This is a genomic window from Pseudomonas lini, from assembly GCF_001042905.1.
GTDB lineage: Bacteria > Pseudomonadota > Gammaproteobacteria > Pseudomonadales > Pseudomonadaceae > Aquipseudomonas > Aquipseudomonas lini.
On the sequence record NZ_JYLB01000003.1, the window covers coordinates 631,433 to 654,706 of the forward strand.

Consider the following 23,274-nt stretch of genomic DNA (forward strand, 5'->3'; position numbering starts at 1 on the left):
TCACTGAGGCGTTTTGGCCGTCGGCAAGAGGTGCTCCTTGAACGGTATATCAGCGGGTACGCTGATTCCGCTGGCAAGCCACTGACTACTCCAACCCAGGATCAGGTTTTTGGACCAGTCTGCAACCAATAGAAATTTTGGCACGAGCTGTGATTCTTTCCACCACCCGTCCTGCTGTACCGGCCCCAGGCTCAACAGCCCGACCGCCACAACCACCAGCAACACGCCACGCGCTGCGCCGAAGGCCATGCCGAGAAATCGATCGGTCCCGGATAGCCCGGTGACGCGAACCAATTCGCCGATAAGATAATTGATCATTGCGCCCACGATTAAAGTGGCGACAAACATGATGGCACAGCCCGCGATCACGCGAGCCGACGGCGTTTCGATGTATCCGCCGAGGTACTCGGACAATGAGCCACCGAACATCCAGGCAACGCCTCCTGCGATGATCCAGGTCAGCAGCGAGAGTGCTTCTTTGACGAAGCCGCGGCTAAGACTGATCAAAGCGGAGATGGCGACGATTGCAACGATCGCCCAGTCAACCCAGGTAAATGGCACAGTACAGCCTACAGACAGATAAGGCGGCGCATTTTAGCAGAGCCCATGGCTATCGGTAAGCTGAGATTGTCAGTGCTTTTCAAATCGGGGCGATTGTTTTAACCGCGCTCAGGCTGGAAACGCACTACAAAACCCTTGAGGTTCTGCTGACGACTCAACAAGTCACGCAGACGATCGGCTTCCGCACGTTCGATCAGCGGCCCGACGAATACCCGATTCTTGCCATCGGCGGAGCGGATATAGGCGTTATAGCCTTGGCTGCGCAGGGTTTTCTGCAGGCTTTCAGCGCTTTCTCGACTCGTCAGGCTGGCCAGTTGCACCGACCAGCTGACCGACAGGCCATTGGCATCGACGCGGCTTGGCGTGGTAGCGGGCTTGCTCGGTGCGGCGGCAATTGGCTGGGCAGGTGCCGGTACTGGCTTGGCGACTGGCGCCGGAGGTGGCGTGACCGGTTTGACAACCGGTGGCGCTGGAGCCACAGGAGCACTTGGCGCAATCGGTGTCGACGGCGCTTGCTGCGCGGCAATTTCCTCATCGCTTGGCACAGGTTCCTGCGGCAATGCCTGCGGTTCAGGCACTATCACTGGCTCGACCTGCACTTGCGGCACAGCCGGCGCTTGCGGTGCAGCCGGTGTGTCGACTCTCACCTGGCGCTGTTCGTCCTGACGGGAAAACAGCATTGGCAGGAAAATCACCGCCAGCGCTACCAGCACCAGGGCACCAACCATGCGCTGCTTGTACGCCTTATCCAGCAAAGCCATTTGCCGCTTCCTCCGTGGAGTGCCGGGCCAGCCATTCAAGGGCCTCGGCGACACAATAAAATGATCCGAACAACAGAATTTCGTCGTCGCTCGTCGCCTGCGCGCACTGCCCTTCCAGGGCGGCGGCCACGCTGTCATAAGACGTTACCGAGGCGCCAAGGTTCTGCAACGCCGCGTGCAACTGCTCAACGGGCCGCGCCCGCGGCGAATCCAGCGGGGCAACAGCCCAATGCTGGACACTAGCATTCAATTCACCGACAACACCATCCAGATCCTTGTCCGCCAACAACCCGAACACCGCCAGACGCTTGCCTGCCGGTGGCCGACTGGCCAGGCGACGGGCCAGGTATTCTGCCGCATGGGGGTTGTGCCCCACGTCCAGCAACACATTCAGACGCTTGCCCTGCCAGTCGAACTGACGGCGATCGAGACGACCGACCACGCGTGTCGCTTTCAGGGCTTCAATAATCTGTGCATCTACCCAAGGCAAACCAAGCAGCAGGTAAGCCTGCAATGCCAGTGCGGCGTTTTCCATCGGCAGATCGAGCAATGGCAGATCGTGCAACTCGACTGCACGCCCTTGAGCATCAAGGCCGCGCCATTGCCAGTTGTGATCGGTGATACCCAGGTCGAAATCGCGCCCACGCAGGAAAAACGGGCAATTGAGCTCGCGCGCTTTATCCAGCAGAGGTTGAGGGGGATTCAGATCGCCACAGAGCGCAGGCGCGCCCTGGCGGAAAATGCCGGCTTTTTCGTAAGCCACGGACTCACGGGTATCACCCAGGTAGTCCGCATGATCGACGCCGATGCTGGTGACCAGCGCCAGATCCGCATCGACCACGTTGACCGTGTCCAGACGCCCGCCCAGCCCCACTTCCAGCACCACCGCATCAAGCCCTGCCTGTTGAAACAGCCAGAACGCCGCCAAGGTGCCCATTTCGAAGTACGTCAGGGAAGTGTCGCCACGACCGGCCTCGACCGCAGCGAAGGCTTCGCACAGCTCGGCGTCAGTAGCTTCGACACCATTGACCTGCACCCGCTCGTTGTAACGCAGCAGGTGCGGAGAATTGTAGACACCGACGTTAAGGCCCTGCGCCCGCAGCAACGAAGCCACGAACGCGCAGGTAGAACCCTTGCCGTTGGTGCCGGTGACCGTAATCACCCGAGGCGCCGGCTTGCCCAGTCCCATGCGGGACGCTACCTGTTGCGAACGCTCCAGCCCCATGTCGATGGCCGAAGGATGCAACTGTTCAAGGTAGGCGAGCCACTCGCCAAGGGTGCGTTGGGTCATAGGTTGGCAGGCACCGGCGGAACCACGATCGGCTCGATCGGCGCGGCGACGAATTTTGGCGTCGGCAGGCCCATCATTTGTGCCAGCAGGTTACCCAGACGCGGACGCAGTTCCTGACGGTGAATGATCATGTCGATCGCGCCGTGTTCCAGCAGGAACTCACTGCGCTGGAAGCCTTCCGGCAGTTTTTCGCGAACGGTTTGTTCGATAACGCGCGGGCCGGCGAAACCGATCAGGGCTTTCGGCTCACCGACGATCACGTCGCCGAGCATTGCCAGACTGGCGGAAACACCGCCGTAGACCGGGTCGGTCAGTACCGAGATGAACGGAATGCCTTCTTCACGCAGACGCGCCAGCACCGCGGAGGTCTTGGCCATTTGCATCAAGGAGATCAGCGCTTCCTGCATCCGCGCACCACCGGAAGCGGCGAAGCAGATCATCGAGCAACGGTTTTCCAGGGCGTAGTTGGCGGCGCGCACGAAGCGCTCACCAACGATGGCGCCCATCGAGCCACCCATGAAGGAGAATTCGAAAGCCGATACCACGACCGGCATGCCCAGCAAGGTGCCGCTCATGGAGATCAGTGCATCTTTTTCGCCGGTCTGCTTTTGCGCAGCGGTCAGGCGATCCTTGTACTTCTTGCCGTCGCGGAATTTCAGACGGTCAACCGGCTCCAGGTCCGCGCCCAGTTCGGCACGGCCGTCAGCGTCGAGGAAGATGTCGATGCGCGCGCGCGCACCGATACGCATGTGGTGGTTGCACTTGGGGCAAACGTCCAGGGTCTTTTCCAGCTCCGGACGATACAGCACCGCCTCGCAAGACGGGCATTTGTGCCACAGACCTTCAGGCACCGAGCTCTTCTTGACCTCGGAACGCATGATCGAAGGGATCAGTTTGTCTACTAACCAGTTGCTCATGCTTTCTTTCTCCAGTACCGGCGGCCCGAACGCTCTGGTTCGCAGCCCCGCGTATGCCCTTGAGCTAAATTCATATGTGTGGCGATGATTGATCGGGTGGCCGGGTCAGCGAGACGTGACCTGCGTACAACCCCAAATATCCTCAGCCATGCCTGTGGACGGCGGCAGTGTGCCAGCCGTCACATCAACGTAGGAGTTCCTACAACCGCTTTGATGAATGCCCGAATCTTTGCGTGATCCTTGATGCCCTTGCTCGCCTCTACTCCACCGCTGACGTCCACCGCATAAGGCCGAACCCGGGCAATCGCCTCGGCGACGTTGTCCGGTGTCAAACCGCCAGCCAGGATGATCGGCTTGCTCAGGCCTTGCGGTATCAGAGACCAGTCGAACGCTTCACCGGTTCCGCCGGGAACGCCTTCGACGTAAGTGTCGAGCAGGATCCCGCTGGCACTGGCGTAGGCATCGCAAGCTACTGCGATGTCATCACCGGCCTTGACCCGCAACGCTTTGATGTATGGCCGGTGCCAGCCTTCACAGTCGGCCGCGGCCTCATCACCATGGAACTGCAACAGGTCCAGCGGCACGGCGTCGAGGATTTCCCCCAACTCGCAGCGGCTGGCATTGACGAACAAACCCACGGTGGTCACGAACGGCGGCAAGGCCTTGATGATCGCCCTCGCCTGCTGGAACGTTACGGCCCGCGGGCTTTTGGCGTAGAACACAAATCCGAGAGCATCGGCCCCGGCCTCGACCGCCGCCAACGCATCCTCTATGCGGGTAATCCCACAAATTTTGCTGCGAACGGCTGACATGTCGATAGAACCTCAGGACAAATCCGGGAAAGTCCCGGATGGTAACAAAAGCGTTCGAGGGCGTCAGCCGTCAAGTTCCGAGAAACCGGTGAGGAAGTGTGGGCCGATGTAACGCTCGGGCAATTCGAACTCATCGCGATACTCGACCTGCACCAGATACAGGCCAAATGGATGGGCCGTCACCCCGCCGGAACGACGTACACGGCTTTCCAGGACTTCCTTCATCCACTCCATGGGACGCTCGCCGGCACCAATGGTCATCAGCACGCCTGCGATGTTGCGCACCATGTGGTGCAGGAACGCGCTGGCGCGGATATCCAGCACGATCATTTTGCCATGGCGCGTGACGCGCAGGTGATGCAGCTCCTTGATCGGCGACTTGGCCTGACACTGACCGGCGCGGAATGCGCTGAAGTCGTGGGTACCCACCAGATACTGAGCAGCCTCGGACATGCGCTCGACGTCCAGCGGACGGTGGTTCCAGGTGATTTCATCGTTCAGGTGCGCCGGGCGGATCTGATCGTTGTAGATCACGTAACGATAACGACGGGCGATGGCCTTGAACCGCGCATGAAAATCCGCCGGCATGACTTTGGCCCAACTGACGCTGACGTCATGCGGCAAATTGATGTTGGCACCCATGACCCAGGCCTTCATCGAACGTTCGACCTGGGTATCAAAATGCACCACCTGCCCGCAAGCATGCACACCGGCGTCGGTGCGCCCGGCGCAATGCAGCGACACGGGTGAGTCGGCAACTTTGGACAAGGCCTTTTCGAGGGTTTCCTGCACCGTGGCCACGCCGGAGGCCTGACGCTGCCAGCCGCGATAACGCGAGCCTTTGTATTCCACGCCCAGCGCGATCCGGAAAAAGCCGTCGGCCGCCATTTCGGCGGCCGGATTATCTATATTTGCCAAGGGGGTGCCAGCCTGCTGATCTACGCAAAGGCAGGCATTATAAGGCCGCCGGACCGGGATGCCAGAGCCGCGTGTTTTCTGCGACCTACCCGACCGGTGCAATGCCGGTTTGGATGTTGAACGGGATGGCCTCATCGCGGGCAAGCCTCGCTCCCACAGGTTTTGCGTCGTACACAAGATATACAGCCAGCAAACATCCCTGTGGGAGCGAGGCTTGCCCGCGAAGACGATCCAACAGGCGCCATCGCATCACCGCCCAAACAAAAACGGCAGCCTCAATGGGCTGCCGTTTTGTTTACGCCTTACCGATGACTCACGCCAGACGCGACAGCATTTCCTTGGCTTCGCTCTTCTGACCGGGATCGCCCTCGGTCACCACCTCATTGAGGATGTCCCGAGCGCCGTCGTTGTCGCCCATGTCGATGTAGGCCTGGGCCAGGTCGAGTTTGGTGGCGACTTCGTCGGTGCCGGAGAGGAAATCGAAGTCCGGCTCATCAGCCGCGGAGGCCAAAGCGTCTTCGGCGGTGAAGCTCGGCTCACCGAGACTCTGGGACAGACGATCCAGCTCCGCATTGACGTCGTTGAGTTCACTTTCAAAGGCGTCAGGCTGATCGCTTTCGAAGGCATCAGGCTGATCCGGGGCGGCAGCGTCCATTTCATCGGCCAATGACAGGTCGAAATCCGCAGGCAACTCCAGGTCGTCGAGCGTCGGCTCGGTCACGGGTGGCGCTTCGGCGGCGGGCAAGTCCTTGAGGTCTTCATCCAGACTCAGCAGGAAGTCGTCTTCGGCCAACGTTGCCGGCGAGGCATTGCCACCCAGATCCATGTCCAGGTCGAAGTCCGACAGATCGTCGAGGTTTTCCTTGATTTCAGTCTGTTGCTGCAACACCGACTCAAAGCTCAGATCGTCGTCCAGCGGGAATTCGTCCAGCTCAGCCAGAGCTTCTGGCGCTGGTGTTGGCTCCGGCTCCGGTGCTGGCTCTGGCACCGCCGCAACGGCAGGCGAGATTGGAGTAGCCACATCCAGATCGTCCAGGCTCAGATCGAATGCGCTGTCAAAGTCGGACAATGCCGGTTCCGGGGCTTGCGGTTCGTCCAGCAGCAAGTCCTTGACGTACTGCGCGTCCAGCTCGGCGGCGATCGCAGCGGCAGCCAGACCGCTGGCCGCCACAACAGCCATGGCCGGGAAGCGACTTTTCAACTCTTCGACCCGAGCGAAGTTATCGCCGTTGGCTACCAGTTGACGCTCTTGGGCGACGAACGCATCGCGGTCACCCTGCTGACCGTAGACCTCCATCAGCTTCAAGCGCAGGTCACTGCGTTGCGGCTCTTGCTTGATAGCGTCTTCCAGCAATGCAGCAGCCTGATTCAGACGACCGCCCGCAATGTGCGACTGCGCCTGAGCCAGTACGTCGTCGGAACGCTCGGAACGCTCGGCGGCAGGCGATACCAGTGGCGCAGCGATCGGCGGCGTTACCACAACCGGGGCAATCACCGGGGCCGGAGCGGGTGCAGGCGTTGGTGCGGTCGCAAGTTTCACGCTCGGCGGCGGAACTTCCAGGCCTTCGAAGCTGCTTTCCGGCAGGTCCTGGTCGACGGAGAACTCTTGTTCCTCCTCCAAGGCACGGGCCATGCGCAGATGCTTCTCGGCCTCTTGCTGGGCTTTGCGGCGACGGGCCAGCAACAGCAGCAAGAGCAGCAGAACCACCGCACCGCCACCCACCAGCCCCAGCAGGATCGGGTTGGTCAGCAGCTCGTTGAATTTCTGATCATCGGATGTCGCAGGCGTTGGCTCGGTGGCTGGTGCCGGAGCGGCCTCTGGTGCGGCGGCTTCTGGTGCAGCAGCCTCTGGCGCAGGAGCCGGAGCCGCGTCCGCAGGCGTTGCCGCAGGGGTGGCCGCCAGCTCAGCAGACATCGCCGGAGCGCCCGAAGCTGGTGCATCCGCGCCGGCTTCGGCCTGCAACTTGGCCAATTGATTGTTCTTCAGTTCGATCAGGCGTTGCAGCTTGTCCAGCTGACTTTGCAGATCGTTCATGCGGCTTTTTTGTTCAGCGTTGTCACGACGAGCCGCGTCGAGGCTTTCCTCGGTGACAGCCAGTTTGTCGCTCAAGGCTTTCGCATCACCGGCGGCACCTTTGCCACCCTTGCCGGTGTCGGCAGAGACCAGGCTCAGTTTGTCTGTTGCGGCTTGCGACGAAGCACCTTCACCGCGAGCGCGTTTGGTGGCGTCGAGTTGCTGCTGACCGGTTCCCGGTTTCGCCACGTAGCGACGGCCCTGACGCCACGCGGTGTTCTGCGCGGCGACCTCAGCGATGGCCTTGGGTTGTGGCAGGTTAGTGCTCTGCACCTGATCAGGCAGGCGCAGCACCTGACCGGTTTTCAGTCGGTTGATGTTGCCGTCGATGAACGCATCCGGGTTCAGCGCCTGGATGGCCAGCATGGTCTGCTGGATCGAACCGCCATTGCGCACCTTCGCGGCGATTTCCCACAGGGTATCGCGCGGAGTGGTGGTGTGTTGCGACGGCTTGGCGGCGCTAGTGACCGGCGCGGTCACTGTTTCGGATGGCGCCGGTTGTGCGGCGGCATCGGCGGTCTGCGGCGAGAATTTGGACGGATCGAGCAGCACGCTGTAATCGCGTAGCAGACGACCGTTGGGCCACATCACCTGAACCAGGAATTTCACCATCGGTTCGGAGAGCGGTTTGCTGGACGTGACGCGCAGGATGCTTTTGCCGCTGGCGTTGAGCACCGGGGTGAAGGTCAGGTCATTGAGAAACGCCTGACGATCGACACCGGCCTTGGCGAAATCTTCGGGCGAGGCCAGGCTCGGCACCACTTCGGCAGCCGTGAGGTCCTTGACGTCGAGCAACTCGATTTCTGCTACCAGAGGCTGGTTCAGCGTCGATTTCAGGGTCAATTCCCCGAGCCCGAGGGCATGCGCCATACCGGAGGACAGCGCCGAGGCGGCCGCTATTGCTAACACCAGTTTGCGAACTTGAACCATAACCTCTTCCTTTGTTTGAACATTCCTCGGCCAGCGAGAAGGTGTTGATTGCCGCTGCCGTAAGGCATTGCGCGCGGCGGCGAAAGGTCGTCGCGCGCGATCATTTCATTCATGCAATGGGAAGCCCTGCGGGGTGGCTCACCTTAAGCATTCCGGCCAAGCATGACGCTCGACGGGAATCATTCGATAAATTGTCGCCAAGTATCTTTTACAGCAGGTCTTTTATCAACAATTCAGCCACCTGCACAGCATTGAGCGCGGCACCTTTGCGTACGTTATCTGACGTCAACCACACATTAAGTTCCGCCGGGTCGTCGATCCCGCTGCGAACCCGACCAACGTAAACCACGTCCTGCCCTACCGCATCGCCTACCGGGGTCGGATAATCGCCCGCCTCGACCAGTTCGATACCGGGCGCCGCTTCCAGGGCTGCGTTGACTTTCGCCAGATCGACAGCGCTCGAAGACTGCAAGGTCACGCTAAAGCTATCGCCGAAAAACACCGGAGCTTGAATACAAGTGACGGAAATCTTTAATAAAGGCAGCGCCATGACCTGACGCAGTTCGCGTACCAGGCGTTTTTCCAGCAACGTATGGCCCTGATCATCAGGTTTGCCGACTTGCGCCAGCAGGTTGAAAGCCATCTGCCGATCGAAGAACGCTGGCTCCAGCGGACGCACATTAAGCAGCTCGGCGGTTTGCCGGGCCAGCTCGGTGACCGCTTCGCGGCCTTGGGCAGAGACCGCCAGACACGCCGTCAGGCTGATGCGTTGCAGGTCGAGCAAACCGAGCAACGGAGCCAGCACCACCGCCAGCGTCGCGGCCGAAGGGCTTGGGCTGCTGACCTGGAAGGGCTTTTTCAGGCCGGCCAGAATTTCAGCGTTGGCCTCAGGCACCACTTGCGGCGCCTGATCGGCGGGCAAGGCGCCGGACAGGTCGATCAGCGAGCAACCGGCGGCCGTGGCACGCGGAGCGAAACTGAGGGTCACCGCCGGGCCGGCGGCAAAGAACACCAACTGGACTTTGCTGAAATCGAATTCATCGACTTCCCGCACCCGCACGTTCTTGCCGCGAAACGGCACCGAATGCCCGGCCGATTCACTGCTGGCCAGCAGGTGCAGGTTACCGACCGGAAAGTCCCGCTCTTCGAGAATCTGGACGAGTGTTTCGCCGACAGTACCGGTGGCGCCGATCACGGCAATATCAAAGGACTGGCTCATGGTTCTACCTCTGGCGAAACGGGGGGAGCGGCACTTTACCGGGTGGTTGGCAGTGAGGCAATTCGGCGGAGACCTGCGGCGCCAGTTCCGGCCTCATCGCGGGCAAGCCCGCTCCCACAGGTTTTGTGTTGCTCCCATATTTTGCATACGACCCCAACCTTGTGGGAGCGGGCTTGCCCGCGATGACGGTATAGCTGACAACCGAGTACCCTCAGACTGTCGCGCATAAAAAAACCCGCACCTCTTTCAAGGCGCGGGCTCTTTCATTACTTCAACAGATCAACGCTCAAGCAGAATCCGTAGCATGCGACGCAGCGGTTCGGCCGCGCCCCACAGCAGTTGGTCACCGACGGTGAAGGCACCGACGAACTGCGAACCCATGTTCAGCTTGCGCAGACGGCCAACCGGCACGTTCAGGGTACCGGTAACCTTTGTAGGGCTCAGCTCCTGCATGCTGATTTCACGGTTGTTCGGCACCAGTTTGACCCAAGGGTTGTGCTGGCTGATCAGCCCTTCGATGTCGGCGATCGGCACGTCTTTGTTCAGCTTGATGGTCAGCGCCTGGCTGTGGCAACGCATGGCGCCGACGCGCACGCAGATACCGTCGACCGGGATCGGGCTCTTGAAGCGACCGAGGATCTTGTTGGTCTCGGCCTGGGCCTTCCACTCTTCGCGGCTCTGACCGTTCGGCAGTTCCTTGTCGATCCACGGGATCAGGCTGCCGGCCAGCGGTACGCCGAAGTTTTCGGTCGGGTACGCGTCGCTGCGCATGGCTTCGGCGACACGGCGGTCGATGTCGAGGATGGCGCTGGCCGGATCGGCCAGTTGATCGGCGACAGCGCCGTGGGTCACACCCATTTGCTTGATCAGTTCACGCATGTGCTGCGCGCCGCCACCGGAGGCCGCCTGATAGGTCATGGCGCTCATCCACTCGACCAGACCGGCTTCAAACAGGCCGCCCAGGCCCATCAGCATCAGGCTGACGGTGCAGTTGCCGCCGATGTAGTTCTTGGTGCCCGCGTCGAGCTGCTGGTCGATGACCTTGCGGTTCACCGGGTCCAGCACGATCACCGCGTCATCCTGCATGCGCAGGCTGGAAGCGGCGTCGATCCAGTAACCCTGCCAGCCAGCTTCACGCAATTTCGGGAAGACTTCGCTGGTGTAGTCGCCACCCTGGCAGGTCAGAATCACGTCGAGGGTTTTCAGCTCTTCAATGCTGTAAGCGTCCTTGAGCGGAGCAATGTCCTTGCCCACGGACGGGCCTTGGCCACCGACATTGGAAGTGGTGAAAAACACCGGCTCAATAAGATCGAAATCCTGCTCTTCCAGCATCCGCTGCATGAGCACGGAACCGACCATACCGCGCCAACCGATCAGACCTACACGTTTCATCGCAACTACACCTTCTTAAAAGTGGGCCGCTGCTTTCATGGTTGAAAGTTGCAGCGGGCCAAAGAGATTACAGATTCCGCAGCGCGGCGACTACTGCGTCGCCCATTTCCTGCGTACCAACCTTGGTGCAACCGGCCGACCAGATGTCACCTGTGCGCAGGCCCTGATCCAAAACCAGGCTCACGGCCTTCTCGATGGCATCGGCCGCGTCCTGCAGATTGAAGCTGTAACGCAGCATCATCGACACCGACAAAATGGTCGCCAACGGGTTGGCAATGCCCTTGCCAGCGATGTCCGGCGCCGAACCGTGGCACGGCTCGTACATGCCTTTGTTGTTGGCATCCAGCGACGCCGACGGCAGCATGCCGATGGAGCCGGTGAGCATCGACGCTTCGTCGGAAAGAATGTCACCGAACAGGTTGTCAGTGACGATCACGTCGAACTGCTTCGGTGCACGCACCAGTTGCATGGCGGCGTTGTCGACGTACATGTGGCTCAGTTCGACGTCCGGGTAGTCCTTGGCCACTTGCTCGACGACTTCACGCCACAGTTGGCTGGACGCCAGCACGTTGGCCTTGTCCACCGAGCACAGCTTCTTGCCGCGCACACGCGCCATGTCGAAACCGACACGGGCGATGCGGCGGATTTCAGTTTCGCTGTACGGCAAGGTGTCGTAGGCCTGACGCTCGCCGTTTTCCAGTTCACGCACACCGCGTGGCGCACCGAAGTAGATGCCGCCGGTCAGTTCACGGACGATCAGGATGTCCAGCCCCGCCACGATTTCCGCCTTCAGGCTGGAAGCCTCGGCCAGTTGCGGGTACAGGATTGCCGGACGCAAGTTGCCGAAAAGGCCCAGTTGCGCACGGATTTTCAGCAGACCGCGCTCAGGGCGGATATCACGTTCAATGGTGTCCCATTTCGGACCGCCCACGGCGCCCAGCAATACGGCATCGGCGGCACGGGCACGGGCCAGGGTTTCGTCAGCCAGCGGCACGCCGTGCTTGTCGATGGCGGCGCCACCGATCACGTCATGACTCAGTTCGAAGCCCAGGCTGTACTTGTCGTTCGCCAGCTCCAGCACCTTGACTGCTTCGGCCATGATTTCCGGGCCAATACCGTCACCCGGGAGAATCAGAATCTGCTTGCTCATGCTTTCCTCATGTCATCAGTCGGCACGCCCTTGGGCATGCCCGGAAAAAGTCTTGGCGCTTATCGTTCAGCCATCAGCACCAGCACATCTGTACTGAACGAACCATCGGCCTCAATCTCAAAATATTCGCGAACTTCATTGCCCATCGATTGCTGTAACTCGAGGATCGCCGCGCGCATTACTTGCGGCGTGCGCATGCGCTCGACCCAGGACGTGTATTCAAGGCGCAGCCGTTGGCGCGTGGTGCTGCGGGTATGCAACCCCGCTTCGCTGACCTGACGCAACCACTCACCGGCAGAATAATCGCGCACGTGGCTGGTGTCGCGCAGCACTTCGACGCTTTGCAGGTAAGTGTCGAACAACGGGCTGCCCGGTGACAACACATCGATGAACGCCGCCACCCCACCCGGCTTCAGCACCCGACGAACTTCGCGCAGGGCCAGCCCGAGGTCGCTCCAATGGTGTGCCGAATAACGGCTGAAGACGAAATCGAACTCGCCATCGGCGAATGGCAGGCGCTCGGCGGCACCCAGTACCGTGGACACGTTGCTCAAGCCGCGATCGGCGGCAGCAGTGGCCACCACGTCGAGCATCTGTTGGGACAGGTCATAGGCCACCACTTCCTTGGCCAGCGAAGCCACGTGAAAACTCACATGACCGGCGCCGCAACCGAGGTCGAGCACGCGGGCATCACCCTGCCCCGCCAGTTCAGCCTGTAGCAGCGCGAATTCAGTGCCTTGAGCGTGTACGGCGCTGCTCAGATAGGCCGAGGCCTGCTCACCGAATTGCTTTTGTACTACCTGACTGTGCTGGGCGGTGCTGGTCATAGTTATGTCCTGATATTTGTGTTGTCTGATCTGCCGCCTTCGCGAGCAAGCCCGCTCCCACATTTGAAATGCATTCCAATGTGGGAGCGGGCTTGCCCGCGATGAGGCCGGCACTGCCTGCATCAATTCCGGATCAATCACGCGTCGCGAAACAACCAAGGCTGGCTCGCGCGATGCTTGGCTTCAAACGTGGCAATCGCCTCGTGGTCCTGCAAGGTCAGGCCGATATCGTCCAGGCCATTGAGCAGGCAGTGTTTGCGGAAAGCGTCGATTTCGAAATTCAACACCTTGCCATCTGGACGAGTCACGGTCTGGGCTTGCAGATCAACCTGCAACTGATAGCCCGGAGTCGCCTCAACCTGCTGGAACAGTTCATCGACTTCAGCGTCGCTCAAGATGATCGGCAGCAAGCCGTTCTTGAAGCTGTTGTTGAAGAAGATGTCGGCATAGCTCGGCGCGATGATGCTGCGAAAACCGTACTCTTCCAGCGCCCACGGCGCGTGTTCGCGGCTGGAGCCGCAACCGAAGTTCTCGCGGGCCAGCAACACGCTGGCGCCCTGATAACGCTCGGCGTTGAGGACAAAGTCCTTGTTCAACGGGCGCTTGGAGTTGTCCTGATACGGCTGCCCGACATCCAGGTAACGCCATTCATCGAACAGGTTCGGGCCGAAACCGGTGCGCTTGATCGACTTCAAGAACTGCTTGGGAATGATCTGATCGGTGTCGACGTTGGCACGATCCAAAGGCGCGACAAGACCAGTGTGCTGGGTAAAAGCTTTCATGCTGCGCTCCTTTAGATCAATTCACGGACGTCGATGAAACGACCGTTCACAGCGGCGGCGGCGGCCATGGCCGGGCTCACGAGGTGGGTACGACCACCGGCGCCCTGACGGCCTTCGAAGTTACGGTTGGAGGTCGACGCGCAATGCTCGCCCGACTCCAAACGGTCCGGGTTCATCGCCAGGCACATCGAGCAACCAGGCTCGCGCCATTCGAAACCGGCTTCGAGGAAAATCTTGTCCAGGCCTTCGGATTCGGCCTGAGCCTTCACCAGCCCCGAACCCGGCACCACGATGGCCTGTTTGATGGTCGACGCCACTTTGCGGCCCTTGGCGATCACGGCAGCGGCGCGCAGATCTTCGATCCGCGAGTTGGTGCAGGAGCCAATGAATACGCGGTCCAGCTGAATGTCGGTGATCGCCTGATTGGCGGTCAAACCCATGTACTTCAACGCGCGTTCGATGGAGCCACGCTTGACCAGGTCCATTTCCTTCGCAGGATCGGGAACGTTCTGATCGACAGCCAAGACCATCTCAGGCGAGGTGCCCCAGCTGACTTGCGGCTTGATCTGAGTGGCATCGAGTTCGACGATGGTGTCGAACTTGGCATCCGCGTCGGAAACCAGGTCTTTCCAAGCCTCGACAGCCAAGTCCCATTCCGCGCCTTTCGGAGCAAATGGACGGCCCTTGACGTAAGCCACGGTTTTTTCGTCGGCGGCCACCAGACCTACGCGAGCGCCGGCCTCGATCGCCATGTTGCAAATGGTCATGCGACCTTCAACGGACAAGTCGCGAATCGCGCTACCGGCGAATTCGATGGCATGGCCGTTACCGCCGGCGGTGCCGATCTTGCCGATCACCGCGAGGACGATGTCCTTGGCGGTCACGCCGAACGGCAATTGGCCTTCGACGGACACCAGCATGTTCTTCATCTTTTTCGCGACCAGGCACTGAGTGGCGAGCACGTGCTCGACCTCGGAAGTGCCGATACCGTGAGCCAAGGCACCGAATGCGCCGTGGGTCGAGGTGTGGGAGTCGCCGCAGACCACGGTCATGCCCGGCAAGGTTGCGCCCTGCTCCGGGCCGATGACGTGGACGATGCCTTGGCGGACATCATTCATCTTGAATTCGACGATGCCGTATTCGTCGCAGTTATCGTCGAGGGTCTGAACCTGCAAACGCGAGACCTGGTCGACAATCGCTTCTATGCCGCCCTTGCGCTCCGGAGTCGTCGGAACGTTGTGGTCCGGGGTCGCGATGTTGGCATCGATGCGCCAAGGCTTGCGCCCGGCCAGACGCAGGCCTTCGAAAGCTTGCGGCGAGGTCACTTCGTGGATGATGTGACGATCGATATAGATCAGCGCCGAGCCATCGTCGCGCTGCTTGACCAAATGCGAATCCCAGAGCTTGTCGTAGAGCGTTTTGCCGGCCATCAGACGGTTCCTCATCAGCTTGTTTCTATGCCCCGGATCTTGAAAGTTTCAATAACCCTTTGGCTTGTGAGGTCGATCCTAGGGGGTTACATTAAATAACTCAAATTCATATTTTTCATGCTTTGCATAACCATTTGGAATACAACTGAGACATCATCATGGACCTCGCCAACCTCAATGCTTTTATCGCGATTGCCGAGACCGGAAGCTTCTCCGGCGCCGGCGAACGGCTGCACCTGACGCAACCCGCCATCAGCAAACGCATCGCCGGCCTGGAACAACAATTGAAGGTGCGGCTGTTCGATCGACTGGGCCGGGAAGTCAGCTTGACCGAAGCCGGTCGCGCCCTGCTGCCACGGGCCTATCAGATCCTCAATGTACTGGATGACACCCGCCGCGCCCTGACCAACCTGACCGGCGAAGTCTCCGGTCGTCTGACATTGGCCACCAGTCATCACATAGGCCTGCATCGTTTACCGCCCTTATTAAGGGAGTTCACCCGACGCTACCCACAAGTGGCGCTGGATATTCAGTTCCTCGATTCGGAAGTGGCTTACGAAGAAATCCTCCATGGCCGCGCCGAACTGGCGGTAATTACTCTTGCACCGGAGCCCCATGCACTGGTCAAGGCCACGCCCGTGTGGGACGACCCGCTGGATTTCGTGGTCGCCCCGGAGCATTCGCTGATCGCTAACGGTCCGGTCAGCCTGGCGGATATCGCCCTGCATCCCGCGGTTTTCCCCGGCGGCAACACCTTTACCCACCACATCGTACAGCGCCTGTTCGAGGCCCAGGGCCTGACGCCGAACATCGCCATGAGCACGAATTACCTGGAAACCATAAAGATGATGGTCTCGATCGGCCTCGCCTGGAGCGTTCTTCCGCGCACCATGCTGGACGATCAAGTGGCGCGCATACCTTTGCCGGGCATACAGCTCACTCGCCAGCTAGGCTATATCCTGCACACCGAACGGACGCTGTCGAACGCGGCACGGGCCTTCATGGCTCTGCTGGATGCACAAATCGATCAGCCAGGGACTCGCGGCTAAGCTGTGCTTCTTCTTTTTGTGCTACGCCTATAGAGCCCCAAAACCCTGTGCCTAACGCCCAATTCAGCCCAAGGCCTGTCATCCATGCCCAAATCTGTTGAACGTATGCCGCCGATGCCGCGAATTCAGGCGCTTGACCCCAAACGGTCCGAGCAGAGCTGGGAAAGCGCCCCGCAGTTGCTGGCGGCCCTCAACGGCGCTCGGCTCGGCGCCTGGTATTGGGACATCGAGCGGGGGCAAATCAGTTGGTCCCGGGGTACTCAGGCGTTGTTCGGCTTCGATCCTCGGCAACCGTTGCCCGAGGACCTGGAATACCTTGATCTGCTGCCTCAGGAGGATCGGGCGAAAGCCATCCGTGCATTCAATGCAGTGATCGCCGGCGCCCCGCTGGAACAGGCGATGCACCACCGCATCCGCTGGCCCGACGGCAGCCTGCATTGGCTGGAAATCAACGGCAGCCTGCTGCCGGACAAAAACGGTCGGCCGCGAATGATTGGGGTCATTCGTGAAATCACCCATCAGCGCCAGCGCGAACAGGCGCTGAGCAGCTCGGAAAAACGCTTCGCCACGCTGTTTCACCTGTGCCCGAACATGGTCCTGCTGACCCGTCAGGAAGACGGCCTGATCAGCGAAGCCAACCAGTATTTCGAAAGCCTGTTCGGCTGGCCGGTACAAGACGCTATCGGCCGAACCACGCTGGAACTGGGCCTTTGGGTCAACCCGGAGCAACGGGTGCAACTGGTCAAAGCCACCAAGGCCAAAGGCGAGCTGATCAACATGGAGGTGCAATTTCGTGCCAGCAATGGGCAAGTTCACGACGGCATCCTCAGTGCGCAAAAGGTCGAACTCGAAGGCCAGCCTTATCTGCTGAGCACGTTCCTCGATACCACCGAACGCAAAATTGCCGAGCACGCACTCAAAGACAGCCAGGAACGCCTCGACCTGGCTCTGGATTCGGCGCAACTCGGCACCTGGGACTGGCACATTCCCAGCGGCATGCTTTACGGCTCGGCGCGGGCCGCACAGTTGCATGGGCTGGACCCCAAGCCCTTCCATGAATCCTTCGATGCGTTTTTCGAAGGCGTGCCCGGCGAAGAGCGCGACACCATGCGTGACGCCTACCGCAGCTTGCGCGAGGGCCCGGCTGGTAATTATCAACTGACGTACCGGGTGCAGCTGCAGGACGGCAGTTCGCGCTACCTGGAAAGCCGCGCCAGACTCTACCGCGATGACCACGGCAACCCGCTGCGCATGGCCGGCACACTGCTGGACATCACTGATCAGGTGGAACGCGAACAGCAACTGGTGGCATCGGAAGAGAAATTCGCCACCTTGTTCCAGGTCAGCCCGGACCCGATTTGCGTCACGCGCCAGGACACCGGCCATTTCATCGAGATCAACTCCAGTTTCACTCAGACATTCGGCTGGAACACCGGCGACGTGATTGGCCGCAGCGCCGACGAAATCGGCCTGTGGGATGCTTCGGCGAAAAGCCTGCAAAGGATCGAGCGGGTGATCCGCGAACAGGGCCTGAACAATGTGGCAATCATCGTTCAGCACAAGAACGGGCAGTCCCTGACCTGCGTGATATCCAGCCGGCAGATCAGCGTCGGCGACCAACCGTGCATCGTCACCACCCTGCGCGACATCACCCAACAGCAACGCTCGGAAGCGGCGCTCAAGGCCAGCGAGGAGAAGTTCGCCAAGGCTTTCCACTCAAGCCCCGACGCCATCACCATTACCGAGCGCGACACCGGACGCTACCTGGAGGTTAACGATGGTTTCTGTCGCCTGACCGGCTACCGCGCCGATGAAGTGGTCGGCCGCACGGTGTATCAAGTCGGTATCTGGGCCGAAGAGAAACAACGCTCAGCGTTGCTGGCGGAACTACAGATCAAGGGCCGGGTTCACCATCAGGAAATGCTCGGGCGCAACAAACGCGGCGAGTTGCTGACCGTCGAAGTCTCGGTGGAGCCGATCACCCTCAACGAAACCGCGTGCCTGCTGCTGACCGCGCGGGACGTCAGCTTGCTGAAAAACGCCGAAGCGCAGATCCGTCACCTGGCCTACCACGACCCGCTGACCAACCTGCCCAACCGCGCTTTATTGATGGATCGTCTGAGCCAGCAGATCGCCCTGCTCAAACGCCACAACCTGCGTGGCGCGCTGATGTTCCTCGACCTCGACCACTTCAAGCACATCAACGACTCCCTCGGCCACCCGGTGGGCGATACGGTGCTGAAGATCATCACCGCGCGCCTTGAAGCCAGCGTGCGCATGGAGGACACCGTCGCGCGCCTGGGCGGTGACGAATTCGTGGTGTTGCTCAGCGGCCTGGAAGGCTCGCGCAGCGACGTCAGCGCTCAGGTCCGGGAGTTGGCGGACACCTTGCGCGAACTGCTGTCCGAACCGATGTTCCTCGACGGACAGCGCCTGCAAGTGACGCCGAGCATCGGCATCGCGCTGATCCCCGACCACGGCTCGACCCCGACCGACTTGCTCAAACGTGCCGATATCGCCCTTTACCGCGCCAAGGACTCGGGCCGCAACACCACGCAGATGTATCACAACACCATGCAAAAGGCCGCCAGCGAACGCCTGCGCATGGAAACCGACCTGCGCCTGGCCCTTTCCCGGGGTGAGTTCAGCGTGCAATACCAACCTCAGGTGGATGCTCGAGACAACCGCATAACCGGCGCCGAGGCTTTGGTGCGCTGGCACCATCCACAACTGGGCGCGCAATCGCCCACCGAGTTCATCAAGGTGCTGGAAGACAGTGGGCTGATTCTGGAAGTCGGCACGTGGATCCTCGACGAAGCCTGCAAGGCCTTCAAACAACTGACCGCCAAAGGTCTGATCGACCCGCTCGATTTCAGCCTGTGCGTGAACATCAGCCCCCGGCAATTCCGTCAGACCGATTTCGTCGAACGCATCGAACACAGTCTCGGCAGCTACGGCCTGCCCTGCTCATTGCTAAAGCTGGAAATCACCGAAGGCATCGTCATCCAGAACCTGGACGACACCATCAGCAAAATGCGGCGCCTGAAAAAACTCGGCGTGAGCTTTGCCATGGACGATTTCGGTACCGGTTATTCCTCGCTGACCTACCTCAAGCGCCTGCCGGTAGACACTCTGAAAATCGACCAGTCGTTCATCCGCGACGCCACCACCGACCCCAACGATGCCGAAATCATTCGCGCCATCGTCGCCATGGCCCGCAGTCTGGAATTGGAAGTCATCGCCGAAGGGGTGGAAAACCTGGAGCAACTGGCGTTTTTGCAGGGGCTGGGCTGCCATTTGTATCAGGGGTATTTGCACAGTCGGCCGTTGCCGGTGGAGGAGTTTCAGAAACTGCTCAAATGAGTCGGACACGGGCACAAAAAAGGGCGCCAGTGGATGGCGCCCTTTTTGTTACTTGGCTCAGTGCTGCAGAGCCGGTTTTTCCGTCCCGTTGATAGGGATGCGTTTGGCTTTCGCTTCTTCCGGAATTACGCGCAGCAGATCGATACTCAACAGACCGTTGCGCAGTTCGGCGGCCTTGATTTCAATGTGATCCGCCAGACGGAACGACAGTTTGAAAGCGCGCTGCGCGATGCCTTGGTACAGGTAAGTGACGTTTTCGTCCGCGTCACGTTTGCCGCCACTGATGGTCAACACACCTTTCTCCACTTGCAGGTCCAGGTCTTCTTCCTGGAAACCGGCGGCCGCTACGACAATGCGGTATTGATCATCACCGTATTTTTCAACGTTGTAGGGTGGATAGGTGCTGCCTGGCTCATTGCGCAGGGCGGTTTCGAACAGGTCGTTGAAACGGTCGAAACCTACCGAGGAACGGAACAGTGGGGCCAGGGAAAATGCAGTACTCATGATTCAAATCTCCTGAACATAATCAGCAAGTTTTTTTGTCTCCGCGACCCGAATTCGGCATCGCGTAATCCTTAAATAAGGATCGCTGATTGCTTTTCAAGAGATTTTTTTCAGATTTTTTTGAGTAGATTCAGGCCGCTTCAGACACCTGCAAACCCAGTAAACGCGAGACATTATCCAGTTCGGTCTCACGACGCAGGACGGTAAACAGCTCTACCGCTTCGGGATAATTGCGGGTCAGCATCGCCAGCCATTGCTTCAAGCGACCCGGCGATTGACGTGGCGTCATCTGCGCCTTGGCTTGCAGCCAGAAGTCCTGAATCAGCGGCAGCAGCTCGGCCCAGGTCATCTCGACGACGTCTTCACCGGCGCGGGCCGCGGCGATTTGCCGAGCCAGATCCGGGCGCGATACCAGTCCACGACCGAGCATGATGTCTTCGACGCCGCTGATCTCGCGGCAACGACGCCAGTCCTCGACGCTCCAGATGTCGCCGTTGGCAAACACCGGCACCTTGACCACATCCTGCACCCGAGGGATCCATTCCCAGTGAGCTGGCGGCTTGTAGCCATCAGTCTTGGTCCGCGCATGAACCACGATGTGCGCTGCGCCGCCTTCAGCCAGGGCCGTGGCGCAGACCAGCGCACCGTCCGGGCTGTCGAAGCCGAGACGCATCTTGGCGGTCACTGGAATGTGCGTGGGTACGGCACGACGGACGTGTTCGACTATTTGGTTGAGCAGTTCAGGTTCTTTGAGTAGCACCGCGCCGCCACGGGATTTGTTGACGGTCTTGGCCGGGCAGCCAAAGTTCAAGTCGATGACTTCGGAACCCAACTCGCAGGCCAGTGCGGCGTTTTCCGCCAGGCACACCGGATCGGAACCCAGCAGCTGCACCCGCAGCGGCACACCAGACGCGGTTCGGGCGCCAGTCAGCAGTTCCGGGCCGAACTTGTGGTAATAGGCAGGCGTAAGCAGCTGATCGTTGATCCGAATGAACTCGGTCACGCACCAATCAATACCGCCCACACGGGTCAGCACGTCCCGCAGGATGTTGTCGACCAACCCCTCCATGGGCGCCAAAGCAATTTGCATGAAAAACACACTCAACGAAAAACGTGCGGCAGTTTACTGGATTGCGCGATCGAAAAGGTAACCCCTGTAGGAGCTGCCGAAGGCTGCGATCTTTTGATCTTGATTTTCAGCAAGCCCGGAAAGAGCAAGATCAAAAGATCGCAGCCTTCGGCAGCTCCTACAGGGGATCGTGTCAAGTGGCAGGCTGCAATGCAGGACCGTAGCCCTCGATAAACTCCGCCGGCATGCGCTTGGGCTTGCCGGTCGACAGCTCGATGCACACGAAAGTGGTCTGCGCCCGCAGCAACGTAGTGTTGTCGCTGGGGCGTTTCAACTGAAAGTGTCGGGTCATTTTCAGGCGCTGGTCCCAATCGACGATCCAGGTCGCCAACTGCAACTCATCGCCCTCATAGGCTGCTGCCAGGTAATCGATCTCGTGCCGTACCACCGCCATCGCCCGATCCAGCCGCCGGTACTCGACCAGATCCAGCCCAAGCCGTTGCGAGTGACGCCAGGCGCAGCGCTCGAGCCAGGTCACGTATACCGCGTTGTTCGCGTGGCCTAGCCCGTCGATGTCCTCGGCGCCCACTTCCAGATCAATGATAAACGGCGTTGCCCGATCCCAGCCCATGCCCCACTCCTGGTCAGATTATTTCGACCGGGGCAGTGTAACGGAAGCTCAGGCCGATTGGCGCGATTGCAGGCTGCGACCGGCCAGCAGCGAAAGAACGCCATCGATCACCCGCGGATCGGCGAGCACCCGCTGATGACCACCCTCCTCCAGGCGCAACAGACGGCTGTCGAACCAGGCTTCGTGAATCAACTGGGATTCCTTGACCGGAACAAAGTTGTCGTCCTCGGCATGGACGATCAGCCCCGGCATGTCGAGCTGATAGCGCGCAACATCCAGCGCAGCGGCGCGCATGCCGACGTCTTTCTCGACTTGGCGAATAAACGCCGAACGCGCTTTGGGCGGCAGGCGCACATAGCGTGCGAACCCACGCAGTACCCCGAGAATTCGCGCCGGGGCGGCGATCGAGACCAGGGTTTCGGTGCGCAAGCCCAACTGAACCGCGAGCATGGCACTGGCGCCGCCCATGGAGTGACCGATCACCGCTTGCAGCGGCGGCAGTTCAGCGGCCGCTTCGAGCATGGCCCGAGCGAACAGCACCACATTAGCCTCGCGACCAGGCGAACGACCGTGAGCCGGGCCGTCCAGGGCAACCACGGTGTAACCGGCATCGACCAGCGCCGTAATCAGCGCAGCAAACTGCGTTGGTCGGCCTTCCCAGCCGTGCATCAACAACACTGCCGGCCCCTGGCCCCAGCGCAGCGCCGAGAGGCCGAAACGCAAAGTGATTCGTTCAGATTTCGCCAGCAGCGGCAATTCCCAATCACGCGGCGGTAACTCGCGCGGGGTCATGAATGCCAGACGCATCTTGCTCGCGACCAGCTTCGGCGCGAACCAGCCCAAGGTGCCATTAACGCCACGAACCCAGCTCAACGTGTTCATCGCCCATCTCCTCAGGCTGACGCCTTTAGGTCATAACACCGCCGACTTGGCGGCGCGCAGCAAACGATCGGACAACTCTCCTGGCCCCAGCGCCCGTGCCAGAGCCAAACCACCGACCATCAAGGCGATGTCGGCCAAGACCTTGTCGGTGTCTTCCGGGCTGGCCGCTAACTGCGCGACCATCAATTCAACATGCTCATTCAACGCCACACGAAATTCGTCCGGCAGACGGCCCAGCTCACCGACCGACGCCGGAATCGGACATGCATGCTCGGTGGAATCACGGTGTTTGCGCGACAGATAGAACGCCGCGACCAACGCGCGACGCTCTTCGCCAGTCAACTCGGCGTCCATGTCGGCGATCAAGCCACGACGATGGCTGAGTAGCTGCTTGAACGCTTCCAGCATCAATGCGTCCTTGCTTTCGAAGTGCGCGTAGAAGCCGCCGACTGTCAGGCCGGCCGCGCCCATCACTTCACCCACGCTCGGCTCGGCCGGGCCGCGCTGGATCAGCGCTGCACTGGCAGCCTTGAGGATGCGCTCGCGGGTTTGAGCTTTTTTATCGTTCATCGTTGCCTCCGAATATTACGACTAGAATATTATTCTCATAATAATTTTCCGCAAGTCGTGAATGTGACCGCTGGTCTGAAGAACAGTTTTGAGGAAAAAGGAGAGTTGGCCAAACGCCAGACAAACAAAAGGGCCATTCAAT

General features: G+C 60.2%; 20 protein-coding genes. 2 read left to right on the forward strand and 18 right to left on the reverse strand.

Features of this window, described 5'->3' with window-relative positions; translation table 11 throughout:
• From TU81_RS11465 to leuC, 13 genes are all read right to left on the reverse strand, one after another.
• Entirely contained in the window at positions 1-561 is a 561-nt protein-coding gene (locus TU81_RS11465; protein WP_038980084.1) for a CvpA family protein, read from the reverse strand.
• Positions 562-659: 98 nt separating this feature from the next.
• Positions 660-1,322 carry an SPOR domain-containing protein gene (locus TU81_RS11470; RefSeq protein ID WP_038980083.1) on the reverse strand — a complete coding sequence of 221 codons (663 nt, stop codon included), beginning with the start codon at positions 1,320-1,322 and terminating at the stop codon, positions 660-662.
• Positions 1,306-2,613: a bifunctional tetrahydrofolate synthase/dihydrofolate synthase gene (gene folC / locus TU81_RS11475; RefSeq protein WP_048395137.1), complete on the reverse strand. Its 1,308-nt coding sequence runs from the start codon at positions 2,611-2,613 to the stop codon at positions 1,306-1,308. Before folC ends, TU81_RS11470 begins: the two co-directional genes overlap by 17 nt.
• Positions 2,610-3,530: an acetyl-CoA carboxylase, carboxyltransferase subunit beta gene (accD, locus tag TU81_RS11480; RefSeq protein ID WP_048395139.1), complete on the reverse strand. Its 921-nt coding sequence runs from the start codon at positions 3,528-3,530 to the stop codon at positions 2,610-2,612. The genes folC and accD overlap by 4 nt, the downstream gene beginning before the upstream one ends.
• 179 nt (positions 3,531-3,709) lie before the next feature.
• Complete coding sequence (locus TU81_RS11485) at positions 3,710-4,342, reverse strand: phosphoribosylanthranilate isomerase (RefSeq protein ID WP_048395141.1); 633 nt, start codon at positions 4,340-4,342, stop codon at positions 3,710-3,712.
• A 63-nt stretch (positions 4,343-4,405) separates the two neighbouring features.
• Complete coding sequence (gene truA / locus TU81_RS11490) at positions 4,406-5,230, reverse strand: tRNA pseudouridine(38-40) synthase TruA (RefSeq protein WP_038980079.1); 825 nt, start codon at positions 5,228-5,230, stop codon at positions 4,406-4,408.
• A gap of 343 nt (positions 5,231-5,573) precedes the next feature.
• Entirely contained in the window at positions 5,574-8,264 is a 2,691-nt protein-coding gene (locus tag TU81_RS11495) for a FimV/HubP family polar landmark protein (protein WP_048395143.1), read from the reverse strand.
• Positions 8,265-8,472: 208 nt separating this feature from the next.
• Positions 8,473-9,483 (reverse strand): aspartate-semialdehyde dehydrogenase, encoded by a 1,011-nt coding sequence (locus tag TU81_RS11500; protein WP_048395145.1) that lies wholly within the window; start codon positions 9,481-9,483, stop codon positions 8,473-8,475.
• Positions 9,484-9,762: 279 nt separating this feature from the next.
• Complete coding sequence (gene asd, locus TU81_RS11505; protein ID WP_038980075.1) at positions 9,763-10,875, reverse strand: aspartate-semialdehyde dehydrogenase; 1,113 nt, start codon at positions 10,873-10,875, stop codon at positions 9,763-9,765.
• Between the two features lie 67 nt (positions 10,876-10,942).
• Positions 10,943-12,025, reverse strand: coding sequence for a 3-isopropylmalate dehydrogenase (leuB, locus tag TU81_RS11510; RefSeq protein ID WP_008007203.1), 1,083 nt, complete (start codon positions 12,023-12,025; stop codon positions 10,943-10,945).
• Between the two features lie 59 nt (positions 12,026-12,084).
• A complete protein-coding gene (locus tag TU81_RS11515; RefSeq protein WP_048395148.1) occupies positions 12,085-12,852 on the reverse strand; it encodes a class I SAM-dependent methyltransferase in 768 nt (255 codons plus the stop codon).
• Positions 12,853-12,989: 137 nt separating this feature from the next.
• The gene (leuD, locus tag TU81_RS11520; protein WP_030132381.1) at positions 12,990-13,634 is read right to left on the reverse strand and encodes a 3-isopropylmalate dehydratase small subunit; all 645 of its coding nucleotides are present in this window, start codon (positions 13,632-13,634) and stop codon (positions 12,990-12,992) included.
• A gap of 11 nt (positions 13,635-13,645) precedes the next feature.
• Positions 13,646-15,064 (reverse strand): 3-isopropylmalate dehydratase large subunit, encoded by a 1,419-nt coding sequence (gene leuC / locus TU81_RS11525; RefSeq protein WP_038980073.1) that lies wholly within the window; start codon positions 15,062-15,064, stop codon positions 13,646-13,648.
• A 158-nt stretch (positions 15,065-15,222) separates the two neighbouring features.
• Between leuC and TU81_RS11530 the strand changes: the two genes are divergently transcribed.
• Both TU81_RS11530 and TU81_RS11535 read left to right on the forward strand, forming a co-directional pair.
• Complete coding sequence (locus TU81_RS11530; protein WP_007905966.1) at positions 15,223-16,113, forward strand: LysR family transcriptional regulator; 891 nt, start codon at positions 15,223-15,225, stop codon at positions 16,111-16,113.
• An 84-nt stretch (positions 16,114-16,197) separates the two neighbouring features.
• A complete protein-coding gene (locus tag TU81_RS11535; protein ID WP_048395152.1) occupies positions 16,198-19,476 on the forward strand; it encodes a bifunctional diguanylate cyclase/phosphodiesterase in 3,279 nt (1,092 codons plus the stop codon).
• 57 nt (positions 19,477-19,533) lie between these two features.
• Here the strand turns inward: TU81_RS11535 and TU81_RS11540 are convergent, their stop codons facing one another.
• The 5 genes from TU81_RS11540 to TU81_RS11560 form a co-directional block, all read right to left on the reverse strand.
• The gene (locus tag TU81_RS11540; RefSeq protein ID WP_038980071.1) at positions 19,534-19,980 is read right to left on the reverse strand and encodes an Hsp20 family protein; all 447 of its coding nucleotides are present in this window, start codon (positions 19,978-19,980) and stop codon (positions 19,534-19,536) included.
• Positions 19,981-20,110: 130 nt separating this feature from the next.
• A complete protein-coding gene (locus tag TU81_RS11545; RefSeq protein ID WP_048395154.1) occupies positions 20,111-21,070 on the reverse strand; it encodes a tRNA dihydrouridine synthase in 960 nt (319 codons plus the stop codon).
• Between the two features lie 172 nt (positions 21,071-21,242).
• Positions 21,243-21,680, reverse strand: a complete 438-nt coding sequence (locus tag TU81_RS11550; RefSeq protein WP_038980069.1) for an acyl-CoA thioesterase — start codon at positions 21,678-21,680, stop codon at positions 21,243-21,245.
• A 48-nt stretch (positions 21,681-21,728) separates the two neighbouring features.
• Complete coding sequence (locus TU81_RS11555; RefSeq protein WP_007905981.1) at positions 21,729-22,562, reverse strand: alpha/beta fold hydrolase; 834 nt, start codon at positions 22,560-22,562, stop codon at positions 21,729-21,731.
• A gap of 30 nt (positions 22,563-22,592) precedes the next feature.
• Entirely contained in the window at positions 22,593-23,132 is a 540-nt protein-coding gene (locus tag TU81_RS11560; RefSeq protein ID WP_038980068.1) for a TetR/AcrR family transcriptional regulator, read from the reverse strand.
• Between the last annotated feature and the right edge of the window lie 142 nt (positions 23,133-23,274).

Bases quoted from the DNA above. Each gene is read 5' to 3' on its own strand.
- TU81_RS11550 (WP_038980069.1), bottom strand. From the start codon at position 21,680: ATGGGCTGGGATCGGGCAACGCCGTTTATCATTGATCTGGAAGTGGGC.
- TU81_RS11555 (WP_007905981.1), bottom strand. From the start codon at position 22,562: ATGAACACGTTGAGCTGGGTTCGTGGCGTTAATGGCACCTTGGGCTGG.
- TU81_RS11495 (WP_048395143.1), bottom strand. From the start codon at position 8,264: ATGGTTCAAGTTCGCAAACTGGTGTTAGCAATAGCGGCCGCCTCGGCG.
- asd (WP_038980075.1), bottom strand. From the start codon at position 10,875: ATGAAACGTGTAGGTCTGATCGGTTGGCGCGGTATGGTCGGTTCCGTG.
- TU81_RS11560 (WP_038980068.1), bottom strand. From the start codon at position 23,132: ATGAACGATAAAAAAGCTCAAACCCGCGAGCGCATCCTCAAGGCTGCC.
- TU81_RS11515 (WP_048395148.1), bottom strand. From the start codon at position 12,852: ATGACCAGCACCGCCCAGCACAGTCAGGTAGTACAAAAGCAATTCGGT.
- TU81_RS11470 (WP_038980083.1), bottom strand. From the start codon at position 1,322: ATGGCTTTGCTGGATAAGGCGTACAAGCAGCGCATGGTTGGTGCCCTG.
- leuC (WP_038980073.1), bottom strand. From the start codon at position 15,064: ATGGCCGGCAAAACGCTCTACGACAAGCTCTGGGATTCGCATTTGGTC.
- leuB (WP_008007203.1), bottom strand. From the start codon at position 12,025: ATGAGCAAGCAGATTCTGATTCTCCCGGGTGACGGTATTGGCCCGGAA.
- TU81_RS11545 (WP_048395154.1), bottom strand. From the start codon at position 21,070: ATGCAAATTGCTTTGGCGCCCATGGAGGGGTTGGTCGACAACATCCTG.
- TU81_RS11540 (WP_038980071.1), bottom strand. From the start codon at position 19,980: ATGAGTACTGCATTTTCCCTGGCCCCACTGTTCCGTTCCTCGGTAGGT.
- TU81_RS11485 (WP_048395141.1), bottom strand. From the start codon at position 4,342: ATGTCAGCCGTTCGCAGCAAAATTTGTGGGATTACCCGCATAGAGGAT.
- accD (WP_048395139.1), bottom strand. From the start codon at position 3,530: ATGAGCAACTGGTTAGTAGACAAACTGATCCCTTCGATCATGCGTTCC.
- folC (WP_048395137.1), bottom strand. From the start codon at position 2,613: ATGACCCAACGCACCCTTGGCGAGTGGCTCGCCTACCTTGAACAGTTG.
- truA (WP_038980079.1), bottom strand. From the start codon at position 5,230: ATGGCGGCCGACGGCTTTTTCCGGATCGCGCTGGGCGTGGAATACAAA.
- leuD (WP_030132381.1), bottom strand. From the start codon at position 13,634: ATGAAAGCTTTTACCCAGCACACTGGTCTTGTCGCGCCTTTGGATCGT.
- TU81_RS11530 (WP_007905966.1), top strand. From the start codon at position 15,223: ATGGACCTCGCCAACCTCAATGCTTTTATCGCGATTGCCGAGACCGGA.
- TU81_RS11500 (WP_048395145.1), bottom strand. From the start codon at position 9,483: ATGAGCCAGTCCTTTGATATTGCCGTGATCGGCGCCACCGGTACTGTC.
- TU81_RS11535 (WP_048395152.1), top strand. From the start codon at position 16,198: ATGCCCAAATCTGTTGAACGTATGCCGCCGATGCCGCGAATTCAGGCG.